At 64.0% G+C, this 15,498-nt stretch carries 14 protein-coding genes; 6 read left to right on the forward strand and 8 right to left on the reverse strand.

Annotation, left to right across the window (positions count from 1 at the left end):
- The first annotated feature begins 74 nt into the window (after nucleotides 1–74).
- Nucleotides 75–1,124, forward strand: coding sequence for a zinc-dependent alcohol dehydrogenase family protein (locus PVU19_RS11950; protein ID WP_050663837.1), 1,050 nt, complete (start codon nucleotides 75–77; stop codon nucleotides 1,122–1,124).
- Nucleotides 1,125–1,412: 288 nt separating this feature from the next.
- Here PVU19_RS11950 and ndk read toward each other — a convergent pair whose 3' ends face one another.
- Nucleotides 1,413–1,835, reverse strand: a complete 423-nt coding sequence (ndk, locus tag PVU19_RS11955) for a nucleoside-diphosphate kinase (protein ID WP_050663838.1) — start codon at nucleotides 1,833–1,835, stop codon at nucleotides 1,413–1,415.
- A 135-nt stretch (nucleotides 1,836–1,970) separates the two neighbouring features.
- On the opposite strand from ndk, the gene PVU19_RS11960 reads away from it, so the two are divergent.
- On the forward strand, nucleotides 1,971–3,818 hold the full coding sequence (locus PVU19_RS11960; protein WP_050663839.1) for an ABC-F family ATP-binding cassette domain-containing protein: 1,848 nt from the start codon (nucleotides 1,971–1,973) through the stop codon (nucleotides 3,816–3,818).
- Nucleotides 3,819–3,895: 77 nt separating this feature from the next.
- Here the strand turns inward: PVU19_RS11960 and PVU19_RS11965 are convergent, their stop codons facing one another.
- On the reverse strand, nucleotides 3,896–4,135 hold the full coding sequence (locus PVU19_RS11965; protein ID WP_152911680.1) for a hypothetical protein: 240 nt from the start codon (nucleotides 4,133–4,135) through the stop codon (nucleotides 3,896–3,898).
- A 248-nt stretch (nucleotides 4,136–4,383) separates the two neighbouring features.
- Here PVU19_RS11965 and PVU19_RS11970 point away from each other — a divergent pair, with 248 nt between their 5' ends.
- Together PVU19_RS11970 and PVU19_RS11975 are read left to right on the forward strand one after the other, a co-directional pair.
- A complete protein-coding gene (locus tag PVU19_RS11970; RefSeq protein WP_050663841.1) occupies nucleotides 4,384–5,010 on the forward strand; it encodes a MarC family protein in 627 nt (208 codons plus the stop codon).
- A 17-nt stretch (nucleotides 5,011–5,027) separates the two neighbouring features.
- Complete coding sequence (locus tag PVU19_RS11975) at nucleotides 5,028–5,606, forward strand: retropepsin-like aspartic protease family protein (RefSeq protein WP_050663845.1); 579 nt, start codon at nucleotides 5,028–5,030, stop codon at nucleotides 5,604–5,606.
- A 261-nt stretch (nucleotides 5,607–5,867) separates the two neighbouring features.
- Here the strand turns inward: PVU19_RS11975 and rsmA are convergent, their stop codons facing one another.
- From rsmA to lptF, 6 genes are read right to left on the reverse strand one after another with little or no spacing between them, the layout of a single operon-like run.
- Nucleotides 5,868–6,719, reverse strand: coding sequence for a 16S rRNA (adenine(1518)-N(6)/adenine(1519)-N(6))-dimethyltransferase RsmA (gene rsmA / locus PVU19_RS11980; RefSeq protein WP_050663842.1), 852 nt, complete (start codon nucleotides 6,717–6,719; stop codon nucleotides 5,868–5,870).
- Nucleotides 6,716–7,687: a 4-hydroxythreonine-4-phosphate dehydrogenase PdxA gene (gene pdxA, locus PVU19_RS11985; protein ID WP_050663843.1), complete on the reverse strand. Its 972-nt coding sequence runs from the start codon at nucleotides 7,685–7,687 to the stop codon at nucleotides 6,716–6,718. The genes rsmA and pdxA overlap by 4 nt, the downstream gene beginning before the upstream one ends.
- A complete protein-coding gene (locus PVU19_RS11990; protein WP_162838264.1) occupies nucleotides 7,684–8,931 on the reverse strand; it encodes a peptidylprolyl isomerase in 1,248 nt (415 codons plus the stop codon). The genes pdxA and PVU19_RS11990 overlap by 4 nt, the downstream gene beginning before the upstream one ends.
- A 5-nt stretch (nucleotides 8,932–8,936) precedes the next feature.
- Entirely contained in the window at nucleotides 8,937–11,108 is a 2,172-nt protein-coding gene (locus PVU19_RS11995; protein ID WP_274789765.1) for an LPS-assembly protein LptD, read from the reverse strand.
- A complete protein-coding gene (gene lptG / locus PVU19_RS12000) occupies nucleotides 11,105–12,196 on the reverse strand; it encodes an LPS export ABC transporter permease LptG (protein WP_050664375.1) in 1,092 nt (363 codons plus the stop codon). The genes PVU19_RS11995 and lptG overlap by 4 nt, the downstream gene beginning before the upstream one ends.
- The gene (gene lptF, locus PVU19_RS12005) at nucleotides 12,193–13,320 is read right to left on the reverse strand and encodes an LPS export ABC transporter permease LptF (protein WP_050664374.1); all 1,128 of its coding nucleotides are present in this window, start codon (nucleotides 13,318–13,320) and stop codon (nucleotides 12,193–12,195) included. Before lptF ends, lptG begins: the two co-directional genes overlap by 4 nt.
- A 150-nt stretch (nucleotides 13,321–13,470) precedes the next feature.
- Here lptF and PVU19_RS12010 point away from each other — a divergent pair, with 150 nt between their 5' ends.
- Together PVU19_RS12010 and PVU19_RS12015 are read left to right on the forward strand one after the other, a co-directional pair.
- The gene (locus PVU19_RS12010; RefSeq protein ID WP_050664373.1) at nucleotides 13,471–14,943 is read left to right on the forward strand and encodes a leucyl aminopeptidase; all 1,473 of its coding nucleotides are present in this window, start codon (nucleotides 13,471–13,473) and stop codon (nucleotides 14,941–14,943) included.
- Nucleotides 14,943–15,401 (forward strand): DNA polymerase III subunit chi, encoded by a 459-nt coding sequence (locus PVU19_RS12015; RefSeq protein ID WP_050664372.1) that lies wholly within the window; start codon nucleotides 14,943–14,945, stop codon nucleotides 15,399–15,401. The genes PVU19_RS12010 and PVU19_RS12015 overlap by 1 nt, the downstream gene beginning before the upstream one ends.
- The last annotated feature ends 97 nt before the right edge of the window (nucleotides 15,402–15,498 follow it).

Consider the following 15,498-nt stretch of genomic DNA (forward strand, 5'->3'; position numbering starts at 1 on the left):
GGCGGCCCCGATCCGGCCTTGCCGCCACGCGCACCCCATCCTAGGCTCCGCCAAACTCCAGCCAAAGGTGCCCGATGCGCGCAGCCCTCCTTTCCCGCTACAACACGCCCACCGACATCACCGACGTCCCCGATCCCGCCTGCCCCCGCGACGGCGCTATAGTCGCCGTGCACGCCTGCGGCGTCTGCCGCTCCGACCATCACGCGTGGAAAGGGGCTGACCCGGATGTGGACCTGCCGCATGTCATGGGCCACGAATTCGCGGGGGAAATCCTTGAGACCGGGGCGGAATGCCACGCCTTCGCCGTGGGCGACCGGGTCACCGCCCCGTTCATCCTCGGCTGCGGCACCTGCCCCGATTGCCGGGGCGGAGAGCCCACCATCTGCGACCACCAGCAGGTGATCGGCTTCAGCCAGTGGGGCGCGTTCGCCGAGCGCGTCGCCATCCCGCGCGCCGATTTCAACCTCGTCCGCCTGCCCGACGCCATGGACTATGCCGCCGCCGCAGGTATGGGCTGCCGCGTCACCACCTCGTTCCGCGCGGTGGTGGACAGGGCAAAAACCCAACCGGGTGAATGGCTTGTCGTGCACGGCTGCGGCGGCGTCGGCCTCTCGGCGATCATGATCGGGACCGCCATCGGCGCGCAGGTTCTGGCCGTCGACGTCAATGACGAGGCGCTGACCCTCGCCCGCAGCCTCGGCGCCAACGCCACCCTGAACGCAAGCGACGTGCCGGACGTTGGCACCGCCGTGCGCGACATGACCCAGGGCGGCGCGCATGTCTCGCTCGACGCGCTCGGGATCACGGCGACCTTCCACAACTCACTGAAAAGCCTGCGAAAGATGGGGCGTCACGTCCAGATCGGCATGCCGCTCGGTCCCCACGCCACGCCCGATTTGCCGCTGCTCGATCTGGTCTATTCACGGCAGATCACCCTGCACGGCACCCGCGGCATCGGTGCGGACCGCTTCGCCGTCCTCTTCGATATGATCGCCGCAGGCAGGCTCGACCCCGCGCGCCTCGTGACCCATCGCATCGGGCTTTCCGGCCTCAACACGGCTCTTGCCGCGATGGACGGCTATACCGGCGCGGGCGTCACGGTGGTGGACGACATGACCGGCTAAGCCGCCTTGATTTCGCCACAATTCCGCCACGCCCATGCCCATCAACCCTGGTTTCCTGAAAGGATTACCCCAGGCAGGGGCCGGTCCCGCCGGTGGCCCTGTCCCATAAAAAGGAGCAGGCAGATGCCACAGGCAACATCCCCGAAGAGCGGCGCAAAAACCGCCCCGTACCCCCGGCCACCGCGTCAGGACCCGAAACCGATCTTTCGCGACTTCGCAAGCATATAGACACGAAAAAGGCCGCAATCCCATCAAGACGCGGCCTTTTCTTAAAGTATCGACCGAGGTTTAGCCGACCAGTTCGAGCCCCGAGAAGTAATAGGCGATCTCGGCTGCCGCCGTCTCCGGCGCATCCGAGCCGTGGACCGAGTTTTCTCCAACCGATTCCGCAAATTCCGCGCGGATCGTGCCCGGTGCCGCATCCGCAGGGTTGGTCGCGCCCATCACTTCACGGTTCTTGGCAATCGCGCCTTCGCCCTCGAGAACCTGTACCACGACCGGTCCGGACGCCATAAAATCGCACAGCTCGCCGTAGAACGGGCGTTCCTTGTGGACCTCGTAAAAGACACCTGCCTGCGCCGGGGTCAGCTGAATGCGCTTTTGCGCGATGATGCGCAGCCCGGCATCCTCGAACTTGGCATTTATCTTGCCGGTCAGGTTGCGCTTGGTCGCGTCGGGTTTGATGATGCTCAGCGTGCGTTCAACAGCCATTTCAGCCTCTTTTCAGTTAAAATCACTGGTCCGGCCCCTTGCCCGACCTTGTTCGATCGCGGCTCCGATAGCATGAGGGGCACAGCTTGAAAAGCCGCGATTGACGGCGACGCGCGCTTGCGGCATGCGGGGGGCATGTTGCGCATTGATGATATCACCTATTCGGTTGCAGGCCGTACCCTGATCGAGCAAGCCTCGGCCACCATCCCCGAGGGCCACAAGGTCGGCATTGTCGGGCGGAACGGCACCGGCAAGACCACGCTCTTTCGCCTCATTCGGGGCGAATTGGCACTCGAAGGCGGGAGCATCACCCTGCCACCCCGCGCCCGCATCGGCGGTGTCGCGCAAGAGGTGCCCGGCAACGATGTCTCTCTGTTGCAAACCGTGTTGAGCTATGACACGGAACGCACTGAACTCATGGCAGAATCCGACCTCTCCAGTGATGGCGCACGGATCGCCGAGATTCAGATGCGGCTCGCCGATATCGACGCGTGGAGCGCCGAGGCGCGCGCCGCGAGCATCCTAAAGGGCTTGGGCTTCGACGACGACCAACAGCTGATGCCCTGCTCCGCCTTCTCGGGCGGTTGGCGCATGCGCGTGGCGCTTGCAGGTGTGCTCTTCTCTACGCCCGACCTCTTGCTGCTCGACGAGCCGACCAACTATCTCGACCTCGAAGGCGCACTTTGGCTGGAAACCTATCTCGCGCGCTATCCTCATACGGTGCTGATCGTCAGCCATGATCGTGGCCTGCTCAACCGCGCCGTGGGGTCGATCCTGCATCTCGAGGCCAAGAAACTCACGCTTTATCAAGGCGGTTACGAGACATTTGCGGAAACGCGTGCCGCCCGTCTCGCCGTCGCCGCCTCCGAGGCCAAGAAGCAGGATGCGCGGCGCGCGCATCTCCAGAGCTTTGTCGATCGCTTCCGCGCCAAGGCGAGCAAGGCCGTGCAGGCGCAATCGCGCCTCAAGATGATCGCCAAGCTCAAACCGATCACGACGCCGCAAGAAGCTGCACTCAAACGCTTTACCTTCCCCACGCCCGAAGAACTCTCGCCACCTATCCTGCGGATCGAGAGCGGTTCGGTCGGTTATGATGGTGTCCCGGTTCTGCGTCGGCTCAACCTGAGGATCGACCAGGACGACCGGATCGCGCTCCTGGGGCGAAATGGCGAGGGAAAATCTACTCTTTCCAAGCTATTGTCGGACAAACTTCAACTGATAGAGGGGCAAGTTCACAAGGCCTCCAAGCTGCGCGTCGGCTATTTCGCGCAGCATCAGGTGGACGAGTTGCACATCGACGAGACCCCCATCGACCATATCCGCCGCCTGCGCCCCACCGAAACACCCGCCCGCCTGCGCGCGCGGCTTGGCGGCTTCGGCATCGGCGCCGAGCAGGCGGAGACAACGGTCGGTCAGCTTTCGGGCGGACAAAAGGCGCGGCTCAGCCTCATGCTCGCCACGCTCGACGCGCCGCATATGCTGATCCTTGATGAGCCCACAAACCACCTTGACATAGAAAGCCGCGAGGCGCTGGTCGAGGCGCTCACCGCCTATTCCGGCGCAATCATCCTGGTCAGCCATGACATGCATCTGCTCAGCCTCGTGGCGGACCGGCTTTGGCTGGTGAACAAGGGCGAGGTGCGCCCTTATGAGGGTGACCTTGACAGCTATCGGGCCATGCTGCTCTCGGGTACGGATAGCGCAAAACCCGCTCCCAAACCCAAGATCGAAAAGCCCAAACGCCCCTCGCGCGACGCCGTCCTGAGACTGCGGCAGGAGGTGAAGAAGTGCGAGCAACGCGTTGAAAAACTGACGGAAATGGAAGGCAGGGTGGCCAAGAAACTGGCCGATCCCGCAATCTATGACGACGTGCACGGCGTGACCGAATGGCAAAAGAAATATGCCGAGATCGAAGATGGTCTGGCCCTCGCAGAACGCCTCTGGATGGAGGCGCTCGAGCGGCTAGAAGAGGCTGAACGCTAAAAGCCGCCTCGCCTCGGGAACAGGTTCAGTTTCAAACACATGCCTCGCATATGTTGGCCCCTTCTCCGTGGCCGTGGTCAGTCCTCCCTCGGTGGCCTCTGAATCATGTAGATCACCCAGAAGAAAACACCCGCCAAAAGACCCAACACGCCCCAAACGGCACCGTTGGCAACGGCAAAGCGAACGGTTTCACCAAATGTGACACCACCGTCGAACAAATTGATCAGGATGTAGATCAAGGGAACGGCAAAGAGGCCAAAGCCAGCGCCACCGGCGGCCCCGAAGAGCGCCCAAGTCATGTAGGAATTTGCGTTCATGTGCACGTCCTGCCTGTGGACTTCATCTTTCAATCGCCTCTTTTCACGAGCATCCGCGTCGCTACCGCGACCTCCTGCTATCGCAAGACAAGCTGCCACCCGCAGCGGGCGTCAGGATGCGCGCCCTGCCTTGGCGAATGACATAGCGACCATCGGGTCGAAGTCAGTAGATCGGGGAAACTTTTTTCGCGTGTATAACCACATTGCGCGCCATGGTGCACCGCGCAAAACCGCGATAGGCTCCTGCCATGGATACCGCATTCCTGATCACCGCCTTCGTCACGCTCTTCGTGATCATCGACCCGATCGGCATGACGCCGCTCTTCGTGGCTCTGACGCAAGGCATGGGCAACGCCCGCCGCCGCGCCATCGCGATCCGTGCCTGCATCACCTCGGCGCTGTTGCTCATTGTCTTTGCGGCCTTCGGCGAGGCGGTGCTGGGCTTCATCGGCATTTCCATGCCCGCCTTTCGCATCGCCGGGGGGATGCTGCTGTTCCTCACCGCGCTCGACATGCTGTTCGAACGGCGCGGGCAGCGGCGCAAGGGTCAGGCGGATGCCGCCGAAGAGGATGAGGGCGACGATCCGTCGATCTTTCCGCTGGCGATTCCCCTCATCGCCGGGCCCGGCTCCATCGCCTCGGTGATCCTTCTGGCAGGGCAGAAACCCGGGGCCGAGGGGCTGGCCATGGTGATAGCTGTGATGCTGTCGGTTGTGGCACTGGTCTTCGTGATGTTCCTGATGGGCAGCCTGCTGGAACGCGCGCTTGGCAAGGTCGGGATCAACGTAGTCACGCGCCTTCTGGGCATGCTTCTGGCGGCCCTCGCGGTACAATTCGTGCTCGACGGGTTGCGCGGCTTTGGTCTGACGGGTTGAGCGCCTATATCGGGATCATGCAACAGATCGATTTCGCACATCTGACCTATCTGGTGATCCTCGGCTCGGTGCTGGTGCTGTGGTTCGTGGTGCAAAACCGCGATTCCATCGGCAAGCTGATGCAGCAGGCGCTGATCTGGGTGTTGATTTTTGTCGGGGCCATCGCGGTGGTCGGGCTTTGGGACGACATCCGCCAGACCGTGCGCCCGATGCAGAGCGTGGTGTCAGAGGACCGTATCGAACTGCCGCGCGCGCAGGACGGGCATTACTACCTGACGGCGCAGGTGAACGGCGAGCCGATCCGATTTGTCGTCGATACCGGCGCGAGCCAGATCGTGCTGGGCCAGAGCGATGCGGAGCGGATCGGCATCGACACCGGGCGCCTTGCCTATCTGGGGCGGGCCTATACGGCCAACGGCGAGGTGCGCACCGCGCCGGTCAGGCTGAAAAGCGTCGAGGTTGGGCCGGTCCGGCACGAGGGTGTCCGCGCGGTGGTAAACGAGGGCGAGATGAGCGGCTCGCTTTTGGGGATGAGCTACTTGCAGCGGTTTTCCAGCATCGAGATCACCGGGGGCAAACTCGTCCTGACGCGGTAAGAGTGTCGGAGGGTGCCGGGATAATTGGCTTGGTACTGCCAATGCCGCACCCGCGCGATACGCACCGAAGGTGCCGCGCGATCGCCGGGCCGTCCCGCGGCCTGGCGATATGATAGGGCGCGCAACGTGTTGAGTACAGGATGACTTGGCTGGCATAAAGCGCCCGCCACGACCGTCGCATCGCCAGTCCACGGCCCTGCGATCACGCGGCACCTTCTGGCGGTAAGAAAGGTCCGCTCCAGAACAGAAAGCCCACCACCCTCACGCCTCGGACCCGCCCGGCATACGCCGGGCAAGGGCGCAGAACCGTTCGAGGTCGACCGTCTCGGCGCGGTCGGTGGGTTGGATACCAGCAGCCAGCAACCGATCCTCTATATCCGGTGCCGCACCCTTGAGCGCCGCGCGCAGCATCTTGCGCCGTTGGTTGAAGGCGCGCGCAACGACCTGTTCGAGGATCTTCGGATCCGCCGGATAGCGCGGCTCAGCCAAGGCCGTCAGATGCACCACCGCGCTCGACACCTTGGGCGGCGGGGTGAAGGCCCCGGGCGGCAAATGCATGACAATGCGCGGCGTCGCGCGCCACCCGGCCAGAAGGGCCAGCCGCCCGTAGGCTTTCGATCCGGGCACCGCCACGATCCGCTCCGCCACCTCGCGCTGGAACATCAGCGTCAGAGATTGCCAGAACGGCGGCCAGTCACGCGGCGTAAGCCAGCGAATCAATAACTCGGTGCCGACGTTGTAAGGCAGGTTCGCCACCACCCGGATCGGTGGCGTCAGATGCGCCAGCGGGTCGATGTCGAGCGCATCGCCGTTGATCACCTCCAGACGACCGTCTGCGACCTCGGCGATCTCGTTCAGCGCAGGCAGGCAACGCGTGTCCTTTTCGATGGCGAGCACCCGGCGGGCACCTTCCAGCAACAGGCCCCGAGTGAGCCCACCGGGGCCGGGCCCGATTTCGAGTACATCGCAGCCCGAAAGATCGCCCGCCTGACGTGCGATCTTGGAGGTCAGGTTCAGATCCAGCAAAAAATTCTGCCCCAGAGACTTGCGCGCCGACAGGCCATGCGCCGCGATCACGCGCGCCAGCGGCGGCAGGCTGTCGAGTCCACTCATCCGTGACGTGCCCGGCCCATGGCCTGCGCCATGCGCAGCGCTTCGATGAGCGAGGTCGGATTGGCCATCCCCTGCCCCGCGATGTCGAGTGCCGTGCCATGATCCGGCGAGGTGCGGATGAACGGCAGCCCGAGCGTGACATTCACGCCCCGGTCGAAATCGAGCGTCTTGATCGGAATGAGCGCCTGATCGTGATACATGGCGATGGCCGCATCATAGCCCGCACGCGCCGCCGCATGGAACATCGTGTCGCCCGACAGCGGCCCGCGCAGATCGAACCCCTCGCCGCGCAACCGCTCCAGCACAGGGGCGATCACCTCGATCTCCTCCCGCCCCATGCGACCGCCCTCACCCGCATGCGGGTTTAGCCCGGCCACCGCAAGTCGCGGCGCGGTCAAACCGAAATTACGGATCAGGGCAGCATGGGTGATGAGGATCGTCTGCTCCAGCAGGTCGGCGGTCAGGGCCTGCGGCACATCCTTGATCGGCATATGGATGGTGGCGGGCACGACACGCAGCTGATCCGAGGCGAGCATCATCACCACGCGCCCGACCCCTGCCAGATGCGCGAGGTATTCGGTGTGGCCGGGAAAAGCGAACCCCGCCCCCTCTTGCAAGGCCTGCTTGTGAATGGGCGCAGTGCAAAGCGCAAGCGCCTCGCCCGCCTGCACCAGATCGACGCCGCGCGCGATCACGTCGATCACGGCTTGGGCCTGCGCGGGGTTCGGCGTGCCGGGGCTACGCACCCCGTCAAAGGCATGGCGCAGCACAGGCAGGGCCTGAGCGCAGGCCGCCCGCGCCTCGGCGGGGTGGTCGATCACCACATGCGGCGTCTCTGCGGGCAGATGCGCAGGATCACCGATCAGGAAAAACGGCAAATCTCCGCGCAACGCGCCCCAGGCGGCGGCGGCTATCTCTGGGCCGATACCCGACGGCTCGCCACAGGTCAGCGCGACCGGGGCGCTCACTGCTCGACGATCCGCGCCTCGGCGCGCAGCTGCTCCAGAAAGCCGTTGGCAAAAGACTCGATCCGCTGGTTGCGGATGAAGTTCGACAGATCCTCGACCGTGGGCTGCTCACCATCCAGCTTGGGCGTGCGACCACAAAGCATCAGAAAGACCAGCGTCTGCCCATTGGAGCGCGTGACATTGGCTGAACTTTCGCCGGGATCGAGCCGGGCCAGTTCCGAGGCGATGTCGGCGGGGATCTCTTCGGGGGCCTTTGCGCCGCGTTCCAGAACCTCGGGCGGCTGGCCTTGGGCCACACCGTAGAGGTCATCGCATGTATCGACCTCGGCGCGCACACGGGCCGCGCGTTGCAACGCCTCTTCGCTGCGCCCGCCCGGGATGTAGTAGGCGGCGTATTCAATGGCCGAGAACTCTCGGGGCGACACGGATGTCTCTTCGATGTCGCGCATGAAGAACAGCGCGAGCGCGCCTTCGATGGGCAGCGGGTCGGAGACTTCTCCGGGGGCAAGCCCAAGCACGATCCGGCGCAGGGCCGGTGGCAGATCCGAAACCTGTGTCCAGTTCATGCGCCCGCCGCGCCCTGCAGAGCCTGCGGCGGAATGCTGCCGGGCGAAGGCCGCGAACGCGCCCTCGGTATCCGCAGTGGCGATGCGCGCGGCAAGACTTTGCTGCGCCTCGGCCTGTTCAATGCTGCTGATCGGCAGAATGATCTCGGACAGCAGCACCCGCACCGAAGAACCACCGGTCAGCGTCCGCGTCGCGCGCTCCAGATCGTCCTCGCTGACAGAGACCCGCGAGGCAAAGCGTGCGCGGGTGAACTCGCGCCAGGTGATACCCGCGCGCACGAACTCGCGAAACGATTCCTCGGAGACCCCCGATTGCCCGAGGGCGGTAATCATTTGCTCGGCATCCATGTTGGCGCGCGTTGCGAATTCCGCCATGCCGGAGCGCACCGCGTCGTCGTCGAGGGTGAGCCCTGCCCCGGTGGCGGCGTCGAGCTTGATCCGTTCCTCGATCAATTGCTCACGGGCCAGTTGCTGCGGATCGCCGGGCGCGCGAAACAGGGTCAGCATGCGTGCGCGCTGCTGGATCTCGTAGCGGGTAATCGCCTGATCATTGACGAAGATGACCGGCGCGAACAGGTTTTGCGCCAGAGCCGGGCCCGATGGCAGCGCCGCGCCCATCAGGGCCGCGAGAAGAAGAGAGGCCACGAGGGCCGGTATGCGGCGAAGGCTGGGTGTCATTCTGATCAGTTCCTGCATGTCCGAGTAAAGCTCTTGTCCTGGGTCGCGGCGGAAAAACCCCGTAGTGCCACGGTAAAACCGATGTTGGTCTCGGGTTCAAGGATAGTCGATGAGGTGAAGCGGCGCGAGACGGAAAGCGTGATATCGACACATTCGTTGGTATATGTCAGTCCCGCCCCGGCCCGGACGCTGCGATCCGTGCTCGCGTCATAGCGCCATTCAGCGCTGGCCGTCCAGTGGCGGGCAAAACGGTAGTTGCCCTCGATGGCCCATTCGGCAACGGTTGAATTGCGCCCCTCGCGCGGGTCCTCGGCAAGCCAGATATATGTTGCCCCGATATTGGTCCGGTCGTTCTGCCAACTTGCGCGTGCCTCGGCCTTGGTCGCATCGAAAATTTCGTCAAAAAGACCGCGCGCCGTCACCGTAAGACCAGTGGCATTGCGATACTGCCCGGCGACAAGCAGATCTGAGGTCTGATCGCGCAGGCCCGAAGACTTGGTAAAGGTGGGCGTACCGGTGGATTCTCGCAGGCGCTCATCACGGATCACCTGCCCGACCGCCAACCGCCCTTCCCAACCACTGGGATCAAAGCGCGCATAGCTGATGCCATAGGCACCGCTATAGCCACGCTCACGCCGATCCGGCGCGTTGAACCGCGAGATGTTGAAGAGATTGCCCTCATCAAACTCGATGGCGGTGCTCTCATCCTGTGGAATATCCGGGTTCGACCCGCCCGACCAGGCCAGTTGCACCACCGGCTCTATGACATGCGTGACCCCAGAGACGGCAGTTTTCATAAACGGCCAGCGCAGCCGGAACGCCGCACTCGGAGTGAGTTCGGTGGCCTGATCGTCTGCCGTCGTGCCGATCTGAGAAATTTCGAAATGATCGAGTGTCAGCCCGGTCTCGACATTGGCCAACAGACCCGCAGGAAGGACCCAGTTGCGCCGCCAGTCGAGGCTGGTGGTAAACCGCGACACATCCCGACCATCGGCAAAGCGATCCTGATCAGGACCGTCAGTCACCAGATCCGATCTGCGCGCATGACCATGGGCGACGGCGGAAAACCGCACTTCGCCACCGAGACGCGATGGAAAGAACCGGCGCTCGTATTCGACATTTCCAACGCGCGACGGCAGAGTTGCGTTGCTTTCGCCGACGCGCAGGGAATTGAAATGCGTGATCGCCCCGCGAATGAACTCGTCCCGCCGGGCGCGCTCGACGGACAACTCGTTCTGAAGCCGGTCCTTGTCAGAGAAATCGTGGTCAAGAAGGAAGGTGTCGTCGCTGGTCAGTTCTATATTGAAGCGCAGAATGAAATCTTGCGGCAACTCGAACCGCCCCTGGCCAAAGAGATACCCGCGCGTGTCCTCTGCACTGAAATCGTCATCCGAGATCGCCCCGTTGAATTCGATCTCGCCCCGGCGAAAGGCCTGACGGTAGCGCAGTTCGAGCCGTCGCGAATCCGTGGCCAGAAACGGCGCGACTGTCAGGTCCCGGTGATCGTCGATGCGAATGAAATACGGCGCGCGCACCCCTGTACCAAGGAGCGATGAGGTCACGAGTTCGGGGCTCAGAAACCCAGTCGCGCGCTCGAGCGTCGGATCGGGCATGCGCAGGCGCGGCAGGTAGAACACCGGGGTGCCCAGAACCCGAAGCTGCGCATTCTGGAAGTAAAGCTGCCGTTCCTGTTGATCGTGGATCATGCGCTCGGCCCTGATCTGCCAGAGCGGCGGACGCCCGCTTTCGCAGACCCGGCAAGAGGTGACGGACGCCTTGTAGAGCTGATTGAACCGCGCATCGGTGCGCCGCATCTGATTGGCCGAGAGTTGCAGCTGATCCTGCATGACAATCCGCGCGCCGCGCAGGATGCCATTTGTCAGTTCCCGGTCGAGCGCGCCGCTATCGGCCACGACCACCGTGTTCTGCGCCTCGGTCAGGGTCATCGGCCCGACGATGCGCAACTGATCTGTGACCCGGTCATAGGTGATCTGCTGCGCGGTCAGACGGCGGCCCTCGTACAAGGCCTCGACATTGCCGGTGGCAATCAATTGCTCATCGGCCGTGAGTTGCACATCATCGGCGATCAGCATTGCCGGATCGGGCGGTGCGTCCTGCGCCACAACCGCGCCCGACCAGATCATCAGCGCCGCGATAAGACCGGCAAACCTGCTCATCCGTCCTCCAGATGCAAGAGAATGCCAAGTGCCAGGAACATCGCCGCCAACGGTGGGGCCCACGCGGCCAGAAGAATGGGGATTTGACCATTCTCACCCAGGATATGCGCAAAATTGCGGATATAGTGCAGGCCAAAGCCCGCAAGCACCGCCGCCAGCACCATCACCCCCATATTGGCCCCCCGCGCATGGCGCATGGTAAAGGCCGCCGACATCAGAACCAGCGCCACCAGAAAGACCGGTTGCGCCATTTCGCTGTGAAACCAGACCGCGTATCGGCGCGCAGAAAAGCCCGCCTCCTCCAGCTCGGCGATGAAATCGGGCAAGTCCCAGATCGGGATGTAACGCGGCTTGCCGAAACTGTCGACGATGCGGTCCTGCGTCAGGTCGGACGGAATGGTCAGCGTCACGGCGCGCGTCGCCTCGGCCTCGGGATTGCCGCCGCCGGACAGGTCCCAGATCTTGGCATCCCGCAGGAACCATTCCCCGTCCCGAAGCTGCGCCGCGCCCGCGTTGATCCGCCTGACAGGCATGCCGTCGCGGTCGAAATCCAGAAAATTCGGCTCGTAGAGCGTGCCCAGATCGGAACTGGCGCGCAGGGCGAAGATCACGGTCTGCCCCTCGGGCCCGCCCTGGCGCAGCCACAACCCCTCGGACGAGATTGCGAGTGCTGCGGTTTCCGATCCCTGGTAAGAGTTCGACAGGTCGTGCTCGCGCTTGGACGTGGCAGCGACGATGGGATTGCCGATCGACAACCAGAACAGCCCGATCATCAGCGCCACACAGGCCGGTGCCAGCAATCCCCGCAACGCAGAGCGCCCCGAGGCGCGCAGCACCACCAGTTCAGACGAGCGCGACAGGCGCAGGAACAGGGCGGTCGAGGCGAGGATCACAACCAGCGGCAGTATCTCGTAATTGGCCCATGGCATCTTGAGCAGCACGACCCCGAGCACGTCCGAGAACGGTCGATCCGGCATGTCGCTCAGCCCATCCATCAGTTCGATCAGCGCGATCAATGCCGCGAGCGACAGCGCCACACCCAGAAAGCTGGCCAGGAAACGGCGCGCAAAATAGAGTTGTAGGATCATGCCCCGGCCCCCGTCGCACGAGGCCGCATCCGTCCCGTGAGCCGCCGCAGGACCCCGGGATAAACCGCCAGCCCCAGCATACCGATCGAGACCGTGCCGCCAAGAAGGATCGGCAGATACAGCAGGGGCCAGAGCGCGGCATTGACCAACACCGGGGCGACGACGGCGCTTTCGACGATTTTTATCGTGACGAGAAGGCCAAAGGCGGTAAGCACCTGCCGCCACACGCCGAACCGGCTGTAGCCGCCGACCAGCAGCGTGCAGAACCCCACGAGCGCCGCCACAATGCACATCAACGCATCGGTTAACCGGCCATGCAGTTCGGACATGACCAGCCCCATCTCGGTGCCCGTGCGCTCTGCGACCGCCTCGGGCGCGCGCAGCATGTCGAGGGTCGAGGCAAAGGCGACCTTGTTGAGATTGATCGCGTCATTGCTGACCAGCGCGCTGATATCATAAGAGAAATCATCGAAATGCGTGGTAAACAGGCGATTGCCCGCGCGCCGGATGTTCTGTGCCAGACCTGCCACCATTACCAACCGCGTGCCGCCCGCCTCCTGCACCAGATAGGCGCGCGACGAGGTATAGGTGACCGCGCTCTCGGGATCGCGCCGGTCCGACAGGAACACGTCGCGCAATTCGCCCTCGGGCGTGATCTCGCGAATGTAGAACGTGATGCCGGGGGCGGGATGCAGGAATTCGCCCTCGGTCAACAGCTTGGCCGAGATATTGCGCGACACCTCGTCCTGCCGCAGGCGCAGCTGGCTCAAGCTGTTGGGGATCAGCACATGTGCCAGAATCGACATCATCAGCGCGATGATTACGCCGAACACCAGCACCGGCCGGATCAGGCGCAGCGGCGAATAGCCCATGGCCTGCATCACCGTAAGCTCGCTTTCCGCCGACAGCCTGTGCACCACGTAGACCGCTGCCGCAAAGGCCGCGATCGGCAGAACGACACCGATCACCCCCGGCAGCGTGAGCGCCGTGAACTCCAGAAAAACCCAAGCGGGCTGGCCATCCCCGATCAGCCGGTCGAACATGCGCACCGCCTTGTTGATCCAGAAGATGGACACGAGAACGAGCGCAAAGAAACCGAACAAAACCATGAATTGCGACAGCATGTATCTGTCGAATCTGGTCACTCTTTTCCCCCACGGCAGCAGACTTGCACGGCAACCTAGCGGAATTGATTGCGAGGGAAAACTGCTAACTGGCCTTCGGCGACAAGCCGCGTTAGGTCTGGGACAACCAAGTGAGAGAGGAGCCCTTCGATGACCACCCCCGTTTCCGTTGCCTTCACCGAGATCGACCTCGATGCCGTCGCCACTGCCGAGGGCCGTGTTGCGGTTTGCGTCACCCCCGACGGCAAGCTCGATCAGGCCGCGCGGCGGGTGAACCGTCTGACCAAGGGCACTCTTGCGCGTATCATCGACAGCGGCACGCTGGAAAAGAAAAAGCCCGGCGATATCGTGACGCTGGCCTGGCCCGTGGGGCTGGCCGCCGAGGCGCTCGACATCGTCGTGCTGCCGCGCAACGCCAGCGTCGAGGAAAGCCGCCGCGCCGGCGTGGCGCTTGGCCGGGCCAAAGGCGACAAGGCGCTGACCCTTTTGGGGGGCGCGCTCAAGCGTCCGGTCGAGGTGGTTCTGGGGGCCGTGCTGCGGGCCTACCGCTTCACCGATCACAAGACAGGCGACAAGACCGAGGTCGGGCCGATCACCGTGATGGTCGCCAAGCCCGAAGAGGTCGAAGCCGACGCCACCCCGGCGCTCGCCGTGGCCGAGGGCGTGTTCTTCACCCGCGATCTGGTGAGCGAACCCGCCAATCACCTCACCACCACTGAATTCGCCGACCGCATCGCCGCGATGAAAGACCTTGGCCTCAAGATCACCGTGCTTGAGGAAAAGGACATGGAACAACTCGGCATGGGCGCATTGCTGTCGGTCGGGCATGGCAGCATCAGCCCGACCAAGCTGGCCGTCATGGAATGGCAGGGCGGGCCCAAGGGCGAGGCCCCTCTTGCGCTCGTCGGCAAGGGCGTGGTGTTCGACACCGGCGGCATCAGCCTCAAACCCGCGCAGGGCATGGAGGATATGACCATGGACATGGGCGGCGCGGGCGTGGTGGCGGGCGTCATGCGCACGCTGGCGCGGCGCAAGGCCAAGGCCAACGTGGTGGGCCTCGTCGGTCTGGTCGAGAACATGCCCTCGGACCGCGCGACACGCCCCGGCGACGTGGTGACGTCGATGAAGGGCGACACCATCGAGGTGATCAACACCGACGCCGAAGGCCGCCTGCTGCTGGCCGATGTGCTGTGGTATGCGCAGGAAACCTACAAACCGCGCGGCGTGATCGACCTTGCCACGCTCACCGGGGCCTGCATCGTGGCGCTCGGCCATGAGAACGCCGCCGTGCTGAGCAATGACGACGCGCTCTGCGACGCCTTCCTCAAATCCGCGAAATCCGAAGGCGAAGGCGCGTGGCGTCTGCCCCTCGGCAAGGCCTATGCGGACATGATGAAAAGCCAGATCGCCGACATCAAGAACTCCGGCGGGCGGCCTGCGGGCACGATCACGGCAGCCGAATTCCTGCACCGCTTCATTCAGGACGGCATGCCTTGGGTGCATCTCGACATCGCCGGCGTCGCCAGCATGAAGGCCGAGACGCCTTACGGGCCCAAGGGCGCGTCGGGCTGGGGGGTGATGGCGCTCAACCGGCTGGTGGCGGACATGCTTGAGAGCGACTGATGGGCGCGGCCTATTTCTATCACCTGACGCAGCGCCCGCTCGAGGTGACCCTGCCCCTGCTTCTGGGCAAGGCGCTTCAGGCGGGCTGGCACGTGGCGGTGCGCGGGCGTGATCCCGCGCGGCTGGATTGGCTCGATCAAAAGCTGTGGTTGGGCCCCGAGGACGGCTTTCTGCCGCACGGTCTGGCGGGCGGACCGCATGACGCCGACCAACCCGTACTGCTGACCACCGGTGCGGACCGCCCCAACGGGGCCGTATGCGTGATGGCGGTGGACGGGGCCGAGGTGGCCCCGGACGAGGTGCAAACGCTGGAGCGGGTCTGCATCCTCTTCGATGGCAATGATACCGACGCAGTCACCGTCGCGCGAAGCCAGTGGAAAGCCCTGACAGCAGCGGGCTGTTCGGCGCAATACTGGTCCGAAGCCTCTGGAAAATGGGAGAAAAAGGCAGAGGCATGATCTGGCGGCAAGCCGTCATTCGATTGAGGCATCTGCGCGAGACGCGGCCCCTTGGCTACCGATGCACGGATCGCTCCAACGTCGCCCCATGCCGACC

Source organism: Roseovarius tolerans, from assembly GCF_028885395.1.
Classification (GTDB): domain Bacteria; phylum Pseudomonadota; class Alphaproteobacteria; order Rhodobacterales; family Rhodobacteraceae; genus Roseovarius; species Roseovarius tolerans.

Coding starts and splice junctions, on each gene's coding strand:
- PVU19_RS11950 (WP_050663837.1), top strand. CDS start 75: ATGCGCGCAGCCCTCCTTTCCCGCTACAACACGCCCACCGACATCACC.
- ndk (WP_050663838.1), bottom strand. CDS start 1,835: ATGGCTGTTGAACGCACGCTGAGCATCATCAAACCCGACGCGACCAAG.
- PVU19_RS11960 (WP_050663839.1), top strand. CDS start 1,971: ATGTTGCGCATTGATGATATCACCTATTCGGTTGCAGGCCGTACCCTG.
- PVU19_RS11965 (WP_152911680.1), bottom strand. CDS start 4,135: ATGAACGCAAATTCCTACATGACTTGGGCGCTCTTCGGGGCCGCCGGT.
- PVU19_RS11970 (WP_050663841.1), top strand. CDS start 4,384: ATGGATACCGCATTCCTGATCACCGCCTTCGTCACGCTCTTCGTGATC.
- PVU19_RS11975 (WP_050663845.1), top strand. CDS start 5,028: ATGCAACAGATCGATTTCGCACATCTGACCTATCTGGTGATCCTCGGC.
- rsmA (WP_050663842.1), bottom strand. CDS start 6,719: ATGAGTGGACTCGACAGCCTGCCGCCGCTGGCGCGCGTGATCGCGGCG.
- PVU19_RS11990 (WP_162838264.1), bottom strand. CDS start 8,931: ATGACACCCAGCCTTCGCCGCATACCGGCCCTCGTGGCCTCTCTTCTT.
- PVU19_RS11995 (WP_274789765.1), bottom strand. CDS start 11,108: ATGAGCAGGTTTGCCGGTCTTATCGCGGCGCTGATGATCTGGTCGGGC.
- lptG (WP_050664375.1), bottom strand. CDS start 12,196: ATGATCCTACAACTCTATTTTGCGCGCCGTTTCCTGGCCAGCTTTCTG.
- lptF (WP_050664374.1), bottom strand. CDS start 13,320: ATGCTGTCGCAATTCATGGTTTTGTTCGGTTTCTTTGCGCTCGTTCTC.
- PVU19_RS12010 (WP_050664373.1), top strand. CDS start 13,471: ATGACCACCCCCGTTTCCGTTGCCTTCACCGAGATCGACCTCGATGCC.
- PVU19_RS12015 (WP_050664372.1), top strand. CDS start 14,943: ATGGGCGCGGCCTATTTCTATCACCTGACGCAGCGCCCGCTCGAGGTG.